The following is a 15,059-nucleotide window of genomic DNA, read 5'->3' on the forward strand; positions in this document are numbered from 1 at the left end:
ACTTGCGAAGCCATCGTCATGGTTGGCACCGATGACGACAACCTGGCGTCATCACCCTCTACTGAGTTTTGTGCTGGGGGATTACCTCGCATTGCGATATAACTGTCTACTTCCTGCAACTTTAGGGGCCGTCAGTGCCCTAGTGTTTACGATGCCCGCTGAGGCTGCCCAGCTTCAGTCTTGGCGGTTTGATGCCCGCCAAAATCGTCTGGTGTTCACCACCGATACAGGTGTCCAACCTCGGGCACAGTTGATTTTCAACCCGACCCGCATCGTCATTGATCTGCCGGGGACAACCCTGGGGCGACCCACCGCCAATCAGTCCGTAGGGGGAGCGGTACGGGAGGTGCGGGTAGGGCAATTTGATGCCCAAACTACGCGCATCGTAATTGAGTTGAATGCGGGCTACACGGTGGATCCTCGCCAAATTGAGGTACGGGGTGTCCAGGCCAATGAGTGGGTGGTGCAATTGCCCACGCCGACTCGCACCAGCACCCCGACACCAGAGACGCCAGCGGCGGATGCACCCAATACCGTCAGCGGCAGCGTGGTACCCGGTGCCGCTACCCAGTTGGACAATGTCCTGACTACCCCGGATGGGTTCTTTTTGCGAACTCGGGGCCAAGTGCCTGAGATTGAGGTGGAGCGGCGCGGCGGCGGCGATGAGCCTCGGCAAATTCTGGTCACACTGCGGAATAGCTCGATTTCCCCGTTGCTGCGCCCCCAAGCCCTGCCCGTCAGCCGCTACAGTGTCTCCCGCTGGGAGATCACCCAGCTTCCGCAAAATCCCCCTGTGACCCAGGTGCTCTTGACGCTGGCTCCAGGAAGTCCCGACTGGCAGGTGAATGCCAGCAGCATCGGCGGGGTGACTCTATTGCCTCCAGCAAATGTTGCGATCGCATCTATCCCTGACCAACTGCCCGCCAGCGCCTCCCAGCCGATTACGGTCCCCCCTGGTCCCCAGCCTCCGGTGGGGGTACCGCCCCAACCCCAACCCCCAGCCACCCAAGTCCCCCCCAACCTCAGTCAGGTGGTGGTGGTGATTGATCCCGGCCATGGAGGCCGCGATCCAGGAGCCATTGGTATTGGTGGCCTTCAGGAGAAAAATGTAGTCTTGCCCGTGTCCCTACGAGTCGCAGAACTGCTTCGGGCTCAAGGCATTCAGGTGATCATGACCCGTTCCGATGATCGCACCCTGGACCTCCAGCCTCGGGTGGACATTGCCAACCAGGGCCGAGGCACCATTTTTGTCAGCATCCATGCCAATGCCATCAGCCTCAGCCGCCCGGATGTTAACGGTATCGAGACCTACTATTTCTCAGAAGCAGGGCGACGGCTGGCAGAGACGATCCATGCCAGCATTTTGCCTGCCTCGGGAATGCGCGATCGCGGGGTGAAGCAGGCCCGTTTTTACGTTCTGCGGAACACCGCCATGCCCTCAACGCTGCTAGAAATTGGCTTCTTGACCGGGCAAGAAGATGTTCAACGCTTAGCAGATGCGGCTTGGCGAGAACGCATGGCCCAGGCCATCGCCGATGGCATTGTGCGCTACTTCCAGAACCGTTAAGGGTATCAACTCAAAGCGGGACAAATCTCGTGGGGAGGCGTTAGGCGTTAAGAGCGAGAATCTAGGAGAGTACTGGATTCTGACTCCTAACTCCTGAATTCTTGGGAGCCAATATTGTCTCGGCTTACCTTGATGCCCCGGCAAAAGGCAGCGCTTGGTGCGATCGCGGCCTGAATCCAAGCATGGCGTCATGGTTGAGAACGATCTCAGACAGGATTTCAGCGATCGCCCTCGGGAGGTAAGCCAGCGGTGCAGCCGTGATCTGCCAACGCCTGTTCTATCTGGGGGCCTAGTTCCTGGGACAAATCTGGGGGCAGGGTAGGGGGACTGCTAGCGGACACTACCCGCACCGTTTGACGCTCATCCTCCACTGCCCAAAACACCACCGAGTAAGCTTCCCCCACCGTATAGCGGCTGTATACCATGGCAGATCCCTGGGAGCGCACCTGGCTACTACGGAGCATCCCCTGCTCCACCGTTGCCACTGAAAAGGACAGAATTTCCTCGCTGATCATATCCTTGACGGTTTCCCCGGTTTCTTCATTGAGGATGTCGAGGCTCCATTCTGGCTTGAACTCCAGAATGCACACCTGCCCTGGGGTGAGGCTGGGAAAAACGCTGAGGCTATAGGGATAGCCCTCGTCGTTATGCCAATAGCCGAGGAAATTGGCACCATCCGCCTGGATGGCACTCCACGCTTCGCGGTAGTCCTGCAAAGCATCAGAGTAGCGAGGCGGCGCGGGCACCTTATCTACCCCCGCCAGCCCAAACCAGGTATCTATTCCGGTCAGCATCTCTGCTGCTAGGGCTTGCCCTTCCGCTTCGGTTAAGGGGGGCAGCAGGGGTTCCAGCACCACAGGCAGGGTGCGGATTGGGGTCTCGGGGACAGGGGTGGCGGTGGGGCTAGAATCTGCGGGGGACAGAGGCACACAGGCCAATACCTGGGCACCCAAGCCCAGACATCCCAGACCCACGCCAAGGCGAATACTTGTCCGGCACATATTTTGGCGGCTATTTCGGCGCATACAGGTGTCCTGTAGTGACATTGGTCTGAAGCTATCAGTGCGATCGCGCTGATAGCACCCAACGGGACCACCTGTCGGGGTGTCACCCTTTCCGCCAGATATTCCCACACCTGTTGCTCTTGGGGATACTGCTGGATTAGACCTTGGAGAACCTCATACGCTGCCCGCCAATCTCCCTTAGCGCCATAAGCCTGCACTCGCTACATCTCAACACCAAGGCTCTTTTTGTCAAAGCCGCGAGGACTCGAAGTAGCAGCGACCTTTTTCTTCTTATGCTTCCCCATGTTGAATGCGTCTCCTGAGTACAGCCCGTTTCGGTACGATTCAGCTTATCGCAAGTCCTGTTGGCACCGGCCCCAGTGGAAATACCCCCCTATCGGCCTTCATAGTAACGGTGGGGTGAAAGGCAGTAAAAGGCAGTAGATAAGGGCTGGTGGCCCCGGTAAATATCGTGCTATTGATCCTGATCGCGCACCAGAGTCAAAATTTCCAGATTGAGGCTGTCGAGGGCTTGCATCATATTCCAAACCTCCCACTCCATCTCCTCGGCAGGGCTCATAAGCCCCCTTATTCTATAGCCACCACACTGGGTCAAGGGGCGTAACGGGGGGGAGCCAAAAGGGGACTCTAGGGAGGCCATCAGATCCACCATGAGATCCAGCATAGCCAGTAGAAAGGCGCGGCGGGTGACGGGGGCCTCGTCTGCGATCGCGATGGCAGGTAGCGGTATAAACTGCGCTATTTGCTGAGGGGATTGGGGAGCGATCGCCTCCCTGGAGGACGTTTGGGCAAGGTTGCCTTTAACGGTGGGCGGTGCCCACCCTGCCGTCGTTGAATTTTCCCCTGAATTCGTCTTGGTGGCCTCCAGCAGAGCCAGGGATCGCCGCACCTCTTGCAGCATCGTCAGCAGCTCTTGAATCAGCCGATCGGCGTCGTACAAAAAATGCTCGTGCTGTCCCAGGCCCCCCGTCGGGTCTTGAAATTCGTGATAGAGGGTTTCTACATAGACCAGGAACTCGGCGCAGGAGAGGGGCACATCGTCCTGGGCGGGGTCGAGATAGGCGGCAAGATCGAGGTTTACAAAGCGTCTGAGCAACTGCTCGTATTCAATGTAGGTGTGGTGATCATCAGCACGAATTAGCTCCAGCAGGGCTTCGGCCTCGATGTCATCAAAGGGAGGAAAAATAGTGCGTAAGCTGAGGGGGGTAGAGTGCTGCGCGCCTGGGGTTGGCCATGGCTCAGACAGCGCTTTGGTTTGGAAGGGGGCCATCTGGCGGTAGGCATCTTCGATCTGGCGGGGGACGCGCCCGCGCAGGTAGGCCATGTCACTGCCCAGGGCATTGCAGGCGGTGGTGATGGCGTGCGATCGCACCACCCACCTCTCCTCCACTTCGGCCCAAAGTAAGGCCATGATCCGGCTATATTCACCCCCCAGCAGCGGTTGTTCCAGATCCCTCGACTGCAACTCAGCCCAGGGCAGGGGCGCTTCATCCGTAGACTGCTCTGGGATATCGGTGGCCTGACTTTCCCCGTGCAGCTCGGCGCTGGCATCTGCCAGGGCGGTTCCCTGGGCCAACAGCAATAGCGCTAAGCATCCGCCCGCAGCGTGCCTCCAAGCCATCTCGATTTCCTCCCCTGCAAATTTACATCGTGCTTTAGACTGCTGTCTTCATAGCGGGCACAGAAGTTTCAGACAGGTTGACAATTCGTAAGGTGACCCCCACGGTATTGGTCTAATAAAGCAGGTGGAGAAGCTAATTGAGGAATACTATGACGACTTCAGGAACGCATGGAACCGTTACTTCCCAGACGGAAATTAGCAATATTTCCGCTAACGGTCTGTGGCTGCTCTGCCGCGATCGCGAATATTTCTTGCCCTACGACCAATTCCCTTGGTTCAAAGACGCACCCATCAAGCACGTTTTTAACCTAGAAGAGCCCCACCCCGGTCATCTCTACTGGCCCGATCTCGATGTCGATCTCTCCCTTGACATCATCCAGCACCCAGAGCGATTTCTCTGCATAGCCAAATCCTAAGATCCCCAGCACCCTGATCGATAACCATTCCCTGCTGGGCCGTCAGGATGGGGTATCAACGGAAGCCGAGACAATATTGGTTCCGAGGAATTCAGGAGTCAGAAGTCAGAATCCAGTACTCTCCTAGATTCTGGCTCCTAACTCCTAACTCCTCCCCAAGGGATTTGTCCCGCTTTGAGTTGATACCCTCAGGGGGTTCGGGGGGTTGAGTTTACTTATCTGTTGCAATGCCAGCGGATACTATGGCCTTAACGCAACTTCTTTAATGCTTGGAACTTCAGCCTGCAACATGGGGGGCAAACACCAATGAGCGAATATCAGTACTATGAATTTCAAGCCCTCGATCGCGCCCTGACACCCCAAGAACAGGAAACCCTGCAAGCGCTGTCAAGTCGAGCCCACATTACCCCCCACAGGGCCAGCTTTGTCTACAACTATGGCGACTTTCGGGGTGACCCAGAGGCCATATTGACCAAGTATTTTGACGCGATGCTCTACATCGCCAACTGGGGCACCTGGCAGCTCATGTTTCGCTTGCCCAAAGCGCTGGTTGATCTTGCATGGTTCAAACCCTATGAGATCGAGGATGCGATCGCTATCTCTACCACCGCCCACCACCTGATTCTCAACATTAAGATTCAGGAAGAAGATGGCATGGTGGGTTGGGTCGAGGGCGAAGGCTGGCTACCCCGGCTATTACCCCTGCGTGATGACCTGTTGGCGGGTGACCTACGGTTGCTGTATTTGGTCTGGTTGCGGGTATGTCCTAACCTGATGGAGTATGGCGAGGATGAAGACCCGACTGAGCCGCCCCTACCGCCCAACCTGGAGAAACTAACCCCGCCCCTAAAGGCATTTGTGGAGTTAGTGGAGCTGGACAACGACCTGATTGCCGCCGTCGCTCAGACTAGCCCTAGCCATCGGCCAGCCCCGGTCCCGTCTCTAGAAGAGTGGCTCCCCCAGCTAACCGAGGCAGAACGTCAGCAATTTTTGCTGAAACTGGTTCGGAGAGAACCCCACGTCGATCTGCAATTGATTAACCGACTGAAGGAGTTGGCGGGGGCTGATTCCCCCCTACCGCTAGCCTCAGAGCAAGAACGGCGGCGATTTTCGGATCTGGTGGCGATCGCCGACGATGTGGCGGCCAAGCGCCAACGAAAGGAGAAAGCTGCCGCCAAAAGGCAGCGTATCAAAGAGCTGGAGGCCCTGGCTCCTAAGGCGACCCAAACCTGGGATCGGGTACTAGATTTGATTCAGGTGAAACAGGCCCATGCCTACGATGAGGCCACAAGATTAATCGAAGACCTGCGGGACTTGGCTGAGCACCAGGGACAGTTGCCTGTCTTTAGCCAGCGCTTAGAGCGGCTCAAGGCAGACTATCGCAATCGCCCCGCGCTCATGAGGCGACTGCAATTGATTAAGACGTAAAGTACTTTGTTGTAATGGGCTACCGCCATCCCCGCTATGACCGGATTTGAACCCCTGATCGGAGCCGCCGCCGCTGGCCTGGGCGGTCTGATCACCAGCTTGGTGAAAGACAAGGGCAGCGAAACCCTGAACAGGCTGGACTGGGACATCGGTAAAAATCTGACCCTGAAAAAGGCGATGGTGGGCTATGTGCGCCGCTACATTGATCGCCATCGTATTTGTTTTGGCTGGTCGGAGCAGGGAGCCACTGAGGTTGAAATTGTTGATTATCACTAGAGTCGCTGGCCTATGAGAGTCCCCACCCACCGCCCCCCAACCCACCCTGGTGAAATGTTGCTAGAGGAATTTTTAGCGCCACTGGAGATCTCTACCAAGGGGTTAGCGACTTCCATCAATATGCCAGTCGCGACGATTGAGGCTGTGATAAATCAACAACAGAGCTTAACGCCGGGATTGGCTCTGCGATTGGCCAAGTTTTTTGCCACGTCTGTGGATTTTTGGCTGACCTTGCAATTGCGATGGGATCTCTATCAAGCCCAGCAGGAGGAAGCAGAAGCCTTGGCTGAGATTCATCCCTATCAAGCTGCTTCTTGACCTCTTTTCTACCTGAACTCCTATTCACTTCTATGTGAACATCCTGCAAATCATGCTGGGCAACCTAGTACACCCAGGCCGAAATAAGCTTGCTATTCTGTCGCGCCAGCCCAAAATTGTCCGGTCCCCTCGCCCCCTTGGAGAGGGCTAGGGAGAGGGGCCGAGTGTGTCACGATAGAACGGCCAGGGTATTTCCGCCGCCCAGCACTAGTACTGGCTGGCAGAAAAGGATTGATCATTGTGAAGGCATCCACCCAAAAAAAGTCAGTCATTCTTGGCCAAGCTTATGTTTTTGGGCAAGGTAGTCTGATACCTGCTGGCGCATTTCTACTTTGCTGGCAGAACGTTGTCTTGCAGTGAATGCTCCGTAGAAGTCAGTAATTTTTTTGGAGGAAGGGTTCACTAACTTAATCTTCTCGATAAACTCCGCCACCTGTAGAAGTTGACGTTGATCGAGATCAGCAAGCTTCTGCTGAATATGGCTGAGGGTTGTCATTGTGCGAGAGAAGGGTTGTTCCTATGGGTGTGTTATGCACGTCTTTATGTGGGCGGTGCATTGCGGCTAAGGGGGTTGGTCTCGGAGTTGCGAAGGAGGTTGGTGCCGCGAATGCACCCTACGGGAATTCTGGAGGTGTGCGTCGCGTAACGCCAATGCGAGGCTATGCCAACGCGAAGCAATGCACCAAAATCTATCAACCGTGAGCGGTGCATTGCGGCCAGGAAGGTTAATCTCATATTTGCCAAGGATATTGATGCCGCGAATGCACCCTACGGGCATTCTGGAGGTGGTGCGTCTTGTCTGGCTATGCCGAATTATCGACGTTTTCATGGTGCTGGTGGCAGCTATTTCTTTACCCATGTCACCTATCAACGCTACCCGTGGCTATGTACCGATCTGGGCAGACAGTCCCTGAGGGAGGCTATCGTTACCATCCGCAAAAAGTACCCCTTTACCATTGATGCTTTTGTCTTACTGCCTGATCATTTGCACTGTATTTGGACGTTGCCTGAGGAGGACAGCGACTATGGCAAGCGGTGGCGATTAATCAAGCTGATGGTTACCAAGGCGTGTGGCCAAAAATTGGCGCTGCCCTCGGAGAAAACTCTGTCAGGCGAACGGCGACAGGAAGGTAATCTCTGGCAGCGCCGCTATTGGGAGCATTGTCTCCGCGATCAGCAGGATTTCATCAACCATTGCGAGTACATTCACCACAATCCGGTGAAACACGGCTTGGTTGCTTGTCCTACCGATTGGCCCTATTCCAGCATCCATCGATATTTAACGTAGGTACAAACGTAGGGTGCATAACGCCAAGGCGAGGCTCCGCCAACGCGAAGCAATGCACCAAAACCGTGGCCGCAATGCACCGCAAGCCGTGGCCGCAATGCACCAAAAACCGTAGGGTGCATTCGCGAAGCAATGCACCGCAAGCCGTGGCCACAATGCACCGAAACCTATCTGTGGGCGGTGCATTGTGGCTAAGGGGGTTGGTCTCGCTGTTGCGAGGGAGGTTGGTGCCGCGAATGCACCCTACGGGCTGGCTACGTTTGCTAGTGGCGACCGATCTGGTGCCAGAGGAGCGCATGAGGGGATTGATGGGTGAGTCGGAAGAGTTGGTGAAGATTATGTCGAAGATTGTGGTGAGTGCGAAGGGGAAGAATAAAGTTCAAAGTTAAAAATTCAAAGTTCAAAAAGGGTGGATTTTGATGTTTTTGAATTTACAATTTTGCATTAAACCGCTACAGTTTACAAGTCTCGGTGCGAGAGAAGAAGACAACAAATCCACAATCAATGAATCACCAAGGGCAACCCAGATGGGAGATTCTCCCTCCGGAGATAAAGAGGGATTCGCTTGGAGGTTGTCGTAGTTCAGATATTCGCCGCCTTTGCGCCAGCCGACGCGATCCGCAAATTTTTCGAAAGTGTCTTTATGATACTGGCCATCGAGTGGGTTGCCTGTCTCTACATAGATTTTCTTTTGCACGCTAAAGCCAAATTTGCCCCGGCTATACTTCACCCATAGCCCATCTATGGTCAACAGCTCGTCGCAGGGAAAGTTCAGCAGTTCTTCCGAATCAAACCACTGCCCGTCTTCCTTGCCAACGGTTGTAATCATCAGTCGATAGGTCTCTTGATCGGCTTCTCGCCACTGGCCATTTTTGAGGTAGTCCTCTAGCTGTTGATAGCGCGAGGTGGTGACGGTTTGCTGGAGTCCCTTTAGCTCCTCCTCTAGTTCTGGGGTCAGGCGTTTGGTGGTGTCTTGCCAGCAGGCGTAGGCCAGGTCGGTGGCTCCCCGGTCGAGCATGGCTCGCAACAGGGGGGCGGGTTTCACCTGGGCGGCGTAGAGGGAAATGGTGGGTTTCCACCAATCATCGGCAAAGTGGTCGTAGAGCAATTCTTCTTGTCCGATGCGGGCCAGTTCGGCGGCGGTCAGGTATTCCTGAAAGCTGAGGTGGGCAAATTCGTACTCGTCCTCCTGCTGCACCAGCAGCTCACTAATCTGCACCACTTGGTCGATAAATTCCGCTGCATCCACAGCTTCTTCCTGCTGGTGCAGGCATTGGGTCATAAAGCGCCGCAGATCCCCTTGGGGAATGCGCTCTTGGCGCTGCTGCATCATGTGCAGGGCCAGCATTTGCAACAGGGTTTGGGCTTCGCACTGGGTCAGCAAGGAGTCGAGTTCGCGGGCGCGGGGACGGTCTTTGAGTTGAAGTTGGCAAATGTCGCGGTATAGCTCTACCCGCCGCTGGGGCAGTTTTGCCCCTGGATAGCGCCGATGAAAGGTGACGATCATGTTCAGCAGCAGCGGGTTTTTGGCGAGGTCTTGCAGTTCTGGGCGGGCTTCGATCTGGGTCAGCAGGTCTTGGGCGTTGGTGTTGGCCAGTTGCACCACATCGGGGGTGGCTCTGCCGCCGTGGGCGTAGCGCTCTTGGCACTGGTACCAGCGGGTGACAAAGGCTTGGCGTTGGTCGGCATCAAAGTTGCGTACCCACAGGGGGGTAGACAGCTCCAAACGGTGGGCAGGGTCTTGGTTGCGGTATGCCTTGGGCCGGGAGGTGACAATAAAGACGGCATTGCCGTAGCGGCGCATCTGCTCGTTGATCCAGCGGGCCACGGCGGGGCGCTGGTCGCTGGCTACTTCATCAAAGCCGTCGAGCATGATCACCCCATCCCCCCGGCGCAGCAGGTCGGTGGCCCAGTTGGTGGGCACGGGACGGTTTTTGCCTTCCTTGGGCAGGCTGGGAATGTGGTGCTGGGTGATCAGGGTGGGCAGGTCGGGGGCATTCTCCTGGGCCAGCAGGTCGCGGTACTTGCGCAAAACCAGCAGGACTGGAATCCGTTGTTTTACCTGGTGGCGGCTGTGCTGCCCGGTGCCGTAGAGGTAGGCGATGTGCTTGAGCAGGGTGGTTTTGCCGTAGCCACCCCAGGCCAAAATCACCAATTGGCGGTAAGGGCGGGTGGATTCGGCTTGTTTGAGAAAGTGCCAAATGTTGAGGTTGCTGAGGCGCTCCCAGTCTTGGGCCTTGAAATCCTGGGGGGCTGCTCTGAATCCTGGCCGGGTGGCGCTGAGGTCGAGGGCTAGGGGCACAAACACCTCTTCCAACAGGGGAGCGAAGATCCCTTCTTGTTGGGGCATCCCCTCTGAGCGGTAGGACTGGCACTCCCACGCTTGGCATTGCAGGTACCAGTCTTCAAACCCCGTGGCGCGAGTAATTGCCTGCTCGGTCGCGCGATCGATTCGGTTGTTGATGGATTGCCCCACTTGCTCTAGCCGCTGTTCGTTGCCCCGGTGGATGGGCAGCAGCAGCTTGGCCCCGTAGGCGATGCCCAGGCCGATCGCTCCGTAGGCAATGGCTTTAGCAATGCTGCCGTCTTCTTTGAGGATTTGCCAGAAGGCTCCGGCTCCGCCAGCGGTGAGCCCCCCAGCGGCGATGAATTTGAGCAGGATTTCGGCGATGCGCTCCTGGGGAGGTGGCGGAGGGGGTTGGGTCATGGTCGCAGGGCAGGTTTGTTTCTTAATCTAAACGGTCATCTGCGACCCTGGAAGAGGTGCATTGCGGCTAGGGGGGTTGATCTCACATTTGCGAGGGAGGTTGGTGCCGCGAATGCACCCTACGGGATGGGCGGTGCATTGCGGCTAAGGGGGTTGGTCTCGCTGTTGCGAGGGAGGTTGGTGCCGCGAATGCACCCTACGGGATGGGCGGTGCATTGCGGCTAGGGGGGTTGGTTTCGGAGTTGCGAGGGAGGTTGGTGCCGCGAATGCACCCTACGGGATGGGCGGTGCATTGCGGTTAGGGGGGGTGGTCTCGCTGTTGTGAGGGAGGTTGATGCCGCGAATGCACCCTACGGGATTCTGGAGGTGAATGCTAAGGTGCGGCTACGCGAATGTGGAGCAATGTACCGCAGAAAGGCTGGGCTTGGTGCGATCGCGGCCTTAATACCCTATAGCTGCATCAAAAAAAGCGTGTGGGTGCGATGATCGCACCCACACGCTTTTTTGATTCATGTTGCCAGATCCCTAGGCCAGCAGCGCCTTGGCTCGGCTCACCACATTTTCCACCGTGAAGCCAAACTTCTCCATAACCAAGCCACCGGGAGCAGAGGCACCGAAGGTTTCCACGCTGATCACATCGCCTGCACCGCCAACATAGCGGCACCAACCCATGCTGATCCCCGCTTCCACCGCCAGCCGCTTAGTGACAGCCTTAGGCAGCACCGATTCCTGGTAGGCAGCATCCTGGGCGTCAAACAACTCCCAAGACGGCATCGACACAATCCGCACTTTCTTGCCTTCCGACCGCAGCACCTTCGCCGCCTCGACACAGAGAGAAACCTCACTGCCCGTCCCAATCAGAATCAGGTCAGGGGTGCCGTCACTATCAGAGAGGACATAGGCTCCCTTAGCCACCCCTTCTACAGAGCTGCCCTCCAGTTGGGGCAGACCCTGGCGGGAAAAGGCCATCAGCGTAGGAGCCTTACGGCTTTCCACCGCCACCTTGTAAGCCCCAGAGGTTTCAGTACCATCCGCAGGGCGAATCACCGTCAGGTTGGGAATCGCCCGCAGAGAGGCAATCGTCTCCACAGGTTGGTGGGTGGGGCCATCTTCCCCAAGGCCAATGGAGTCGTGGGTCATGACATAAATCACCCCCGCCTCAGACAGGGCCGACAGCCGAATGGCCGCCCGCATGTAGTCGGCAAACACCAGGAAGGTAGCGCAGTAGGGAATTAACCCCGAGTTGTGCAGGGCAATACCATTACAAATCGCCCCCATCCCGTGCTCCCGCACCCCAAAGCGCAGGTTGCGATTTTCGTAGGCTCCCTTCTGGAAGCTGCCAGAAATCTTCAACTCCGTCAGGTTGGAGTGAGTCAGGTCAGCGGAGCCCCCAATCAGTTCCGGCAGCACCGGAGCCAAGGCATTGAGGGTCATTTCCGAGGTTTTGCGCGTAGCCAGCGCCTTATCCCCAGGGGCATAGGTGGGCAGGGCATCGGCCCAGCCTACGGGCAACTCACCCGACAGCATCCGCTCAAAGAGCGCCGCATCTTCGGGATACTGGGTGCGGTAGGTGGCGAGGGTTTCCTCCCACTCAGCTTGGTAGCTAGCACCGCGATCCACCGCTTTACCCATGTGGGCTAGGGCATCGGCGGGCACCTCAAAGTCCCCGTAGGTCCAGCCCAGGGCTTCCCGCGTCAACTTGATTTCATCTCCCCCCAAGGGCGCACCGTGGACTCCGGCACTATTGGACTTATTGGGGGAACCGTAGCCAATCGTGGTCGTGACCTTGATCAGGGTGGGCTTATCGGTGACGGATTTTGCCGTCTCAAGCGCCTTAGCAATCCCCTCTAGGTCGGTGTTGCCATCTTCCACATGGAGCACATGCCAGCCATAGGCTTCAAAGCGCTTACCCACATCCTCAGTGAAGGAGATGTCCGTGGAGCCATCGATGGAAATGTGGTTGTCATCGTAGAGAGCAATGAGCTTACCCAGTCCCAGGTGACCCGCCAAGGAGCAGGCTTCACCAGAAACCCCTTCCATGTTGCAGCCGTCCCCTAGGATGGCGTAGGTGTAGTGGTCTACCACCGTGGCGTTGGGCTTGTTGAAGCGGGCCGCGAGGTGGGCCTCCGCCATGGCCAGACCCACCGCGTTGCAGATGCCTTGGCCCAGGGGACCTGTCGTCACCTCAACACCGGGGGTTTCAAAGTTCTCAGGGTGACCGGGCGTGGTCGCGCCCCATTGGCGAAACTGCTTGAGGTCGTCTAGGGTAACGCTGTCGTACCCCGTCAGGTGAAGTAGGGCATACTGCAACATGCAGCCATGGCCCGCAGATAGCACGAAGCGATCGCGGTTAAACCACTGGGGATTTTTGGGATTAAACCGCATAAAGCGATCCCACAGCACAAAAGCCATGGGTGCCGCCCCCATTGGCAGCCCTGGGTGGCCAGAGTTAGCCTTTTGAACGGCATCAATTGCCAAGAAACGAATGGAGTTAACGCAGAGCGCTTCCAAGGATTGGGTTGCGACAGCCATAGACCTAAATACTGAACGACAGAACGGTACAGTGGGCACCTGATTTGCAAATCCAACCTAGGAAGAAGCAGACGGCAACAGGCTGCCTGCTTCTATCATCCCACCGGGGCGACCGACGGACAACATTAAATCCTAGCTCTAATGAATAACCGATGAGTTTGCTGTCAGACCCACACCGAGGGTAGAGAAATGGATCGTGCATCAACGGATGAAGCGATGCAAAACGATGCAATCAGTAGCCCTTTGTTAGGTCATTATACCTATGCGTCCATGAATCTGTAGCCTCAGCTACGATACTTGCGAAAAACCAAGGTGACATTGTGGCCCCCAAACCCAAAGGAGTTGGAGAGGGCAACTTCTACAGTCTGCTGTCGCGACTGATTGGGTACGTAGTCTAGGTCGCAAGCCTCATCAGGATTCGCCAAATTAATGGTGGGGGGAATGCGATCGCGGGCTACCGCCAGCGTGGTGGCCACCCCCTCAATACCCCCCGAGCCCCCCAGCAGGTGTCCGGTCATGGACTTGGTCGAACTCACCGCTACCTGATGAGCCACCGCCCCTAGTGCGGTCTTAATGGCATTCGTCTCCGTCGGATCGTTGACCGGAGTACTGGTGCCATGGGCATTGATATAGCTCACTTGCTCCGGCGTGATCCCAGCATCCTTTAGAGCCAATTGGATACAGCGGGCGGCCCCCGCCCCGCCGGGGACTGGGGCCGTCATGTGATAGGCATCACAGGTCATCCCGTAACCCACTATTTCCCCGTAGATCCGGGCACCCCGGCTCAGGGCGTGCTCCAGGGATTCCAAAATTAAAACGCCGCAGCCTTCCCCAATGACAAAACCATCGCGATCGCGGTCAAAGGGACGACTAGCCGCCGTGGGATCATCATTGCGAGTAGAAAGGGCACGGGCTGAAGCAAACCCCGCCACCGCCAAGGGAGTCACCGCCGCTTCGGTGCCGCCACAAATCATGGCCTGGGCATAGCCCTGCTGAACCAGACGAAAGGCATCGCCAATGGCATTAGAACCCGCCGCACAGGCCGTCACCGGGCAGGAATTCGGCCCCTTGGCCCCCGTGTGGATAGCCGTCAACCCCGCCGCCATATTGGCAATCATCATCGGAACCATAAAGGGGCTACAGCGACTAGGGCCTCGGTTGAGGTAGATCTCCTGCTGCTCCTCCATCACTCGGAGGCCCCCCACCCCCGTCCCAATCATGACCCCCACCTGCTCTGCATTCAGATCCGTAATTTGGAGCTGAGCATCCTCAAGCGCCTGACGGCTAGCCGCCACAGCGAACTGGGCAAAGCGATCCATGCGTTTCACATCCTTGCGATCGAGGTACTGCAAAGGGTCAAACCCCTTCACTTCCCCCGCAATGCGGGCGGCATGGTTTGAGGCGTCAAACTGGGTAATTGGCCCAATTCCAGAGCGACCCGCAAGGAGACCTTGCCAGTACGACTCTAGGTCATTGCCCAGGGGAGTCACCGCACCCAGGCCCGTTACGACAACACGCTTTGCTTCCAACTCTGTCATGGTTCACCTAAATTGCAGGCACTCAAGGCTGAACGCCCCATCGACAACAACAGCCCTAGGGCCATTCCATCCCTAAGCAGCTTTCTCTTTGATAAAGTCCACAGCGGCTTGGACAGTGCCAATACCTTCAGCGGCTTCATCAGGAATCTCAATATCGAATTCCTCTTCTAGTGCCATAACCAATTCCACGGTATCCAGGGAATCAGCACCTAGATCGTTGGCAAAGCTGGCTTCTGGCTTGACTTCTGCTTCGTCTACCCCAAGCTGCTCGGCAACGATCTTCTTGACCTTCTCAAAAACCTCTTCGCTCATGGCTGTGAACTCCCTACGGATATTTGCTGTG

Annotated in this window: 13 protein-coding genes; 6 read left to right on the forward strand and 7 right to left on the reverse strand. The window is 56.8% G+C overall.

Annotated features, from left to right (window positions below):
- Positions 1–31 precede the first annotated feature (31 nt).
- A complete protein-coding gene (locus tag LEP6406_RS0221130) occupies positions 32–1,567 on the forward strand; it encodes an N-acetylmuramoyl-L-alanine amidase (RefSeq protein WP_008317470.1) in 1,536 nt (511 codons plus the stop codon).
- Between the two features lie 218 nt (positions 1,568–1,785).
- Here the strand turns inward: LEP6406_RS0221130 and LEP6406_RS0221135 are convergent, their stop codons facing one another.
- Both LEP6406_RS0221135 and LEP6406_RS0221140 read right to left on the reverse strand, forming a co-directional pair.
- Positions 1,786–2,592 carry a hypothetical protein gene (locus LEP6406_RS0221135; RefSeq protein ID WP_008317472.1) on the reverse strand — a complete coding sequence of 269 codons (807 nt, stop codon included), beginning with the start codon at positions 2,590–2,592 and terminating at the stop codon, positions 1,786–1,788.
- 454 nt (positions 2,593–3,046) lie between these two features.
- Complete coding sequence (locus LEP6406_RS0221140) at positions 3,047–4,213, reverse strand: hypothetical protein (RefSeq protein WP_008317474.1); 1,167 nt, start codon at positions 4,211–4,213, stop codon at positions 3,047–3,049.
- A gap of 149 nt (positions 4,214–4,362) precedes the next feature.
- Here LEP6406_RS0221140 and LEP6406_RS0221145 point away from each other — a divergent pair, with 149 nt between their 5' ends.
- From LEP6406_RS0221145 to LEP6406_RS0221160, 4 genes are all read left to right on the forward strand, one after another.
- The gene (locus tag LEP6406_RS0221145) at positions 4,363–4,629 is read left to right on the forward strand and encodes a DUF2442 domain-containing protein (protein ID WP_008317475.1); all 267 of its coding nucleotides are present in this window, start codon (positions 4,363–4,365) and stop codon (positions 4,627–4,629) included.
- Between the two features lie 306 nt (positions 4,630–4,935).
- On the forward strand, positions 4,936–6,057 hold the full coding sequence (locus LEP6406_RS0221150) for a hypothetical protein (RefSeq protein WP_008317478.1): 1,122 nt from the start codon (positions 4,936–4,938) through the stop codon (positions 6,055–6,057).
- A 36-nt stretch (positions 6,058–6,093) separates the two neighbouring features.
- The gene (locus tag LEP6406_RS0221155) at positions 6,094–6,333 is read left to right on the forward strand and encodes a hypothetical protein (RefSeq protein WP_008317480.1); all 240 of its coding nucleotides are present in this window, start codon (positions 6,094–6,096) and stop codon (positions 6,331–6,333) included.
- A 12-nt stretch (positions 6,334–6,345) separates the two neighbouring features.
- Positions 6,346–6,651, forward strand: a complete 306-nt coding sequence (locus tag LEP6406_RS0221160; protein WP_008317482.1) for a HigA family addiction module antitoxin — start codon at positions 6,346–6,348, stop codon at positions 6,649–6,651.
- A gap of 268 nt (positions 6,652–6,919) precedes the next feature.
- On the opposite strand, the gene LEP6406_RS0221165 is transcribed toward LEP6406_RS0221160, so the two are convergent.
- Positions 6,920–7,147, reverse strand: coding sequence for a hypothetical protein (locus LEP6406_RS0221165; protein ID WP_008317484.1), 228 nt, complete (start codon positions 7,145–7,147; stop codon positions 6,920–6,922).
- A 309-nt stretch (positions 7,148–7,456) separates the two neighbouring features.
- On the opposite strand from LEP6406_RS0221165, the gene LEP6406_RS0221170 reads away from it, so the two are divergent.
- A complete protein-coding gene (locus LEP6406_RS0221170; RefSeq protein ID WP_008317487.1) occupies positions 7,457–7,939 on the forward strand; it encodes an REP-associated tyrosine transposase in 483 nt (160 codons plus the stop codon).
- 400 nt (positions 7,940–8,339) lie between these two features.
- On the opposite strand, the gene LEP6406_RS0221180 is transcribed toward LEP6406_RS0221170, so the two are convergent.
- The 4 genes from LEP6406_RS0221180 to acpP form a co-directional block, all read right to left on the reverse strand.
- A complete protein-coding gene (locus LEP6406_RS0221180) occupies positions 8,340–10,646 on the reverse strand; it encodes a GUN4 domain-containing protein (RefSeq protein ID WP_008317491.1) in 2,307 nt (768 codons plus the stop codon).
- 525 nt (positions 10,647–11,171) lie between these two features.
- Positions 11,172–13,178, reverse strand: coding sequence for a transketolase (gene tkt / locus LEP6406_RS0221185; protein WP_008314541.1), 2,007 nt, complete (start codon positions 13,176–13,178; stop codon positions 11,172–11,174).
- Between the two features lie 284 nt (positions 13,179–13,462).
- Positions 13,463–14,707: a beta-ketoacyl-ACP synthase II gene (gene fabF / locus LEP6406_RS0221190; protein ID WP_409978151.1), complete on the reverse strand. Its 1,245-nt coding sequence runs from the start codon at positions 14,705–14,707 to the stop codon at positions 13,463–13,465.
- 81 nt (positions 14,708–14,788) lie between these two features.
- Positions 14,789–15,028 carry an acyl carrier protein gene (acpP, locus tag LEP6406_RS0221195; protein ID WP_008314536.1) on the reverse strand — a complete coding sequence of 80 codons (240 nt, stop codon included), beginning with the start codon at positions 15,026–15,028 and terminating at the stop codon, positions 14,789–14,791.
- Positions 15,029–15,059: the final 31 nt, after the last annotated feature.

Origin of the sequence: Leptolyngbya sp. PCC 6406, assembly GCF_000332095.2 — a bacterium.
GTDB lineage: Bacteria > Cyanobacteriota > Cyanobacteriia > Phormidesmidales > Phormidesmidaceae > PCC-6406.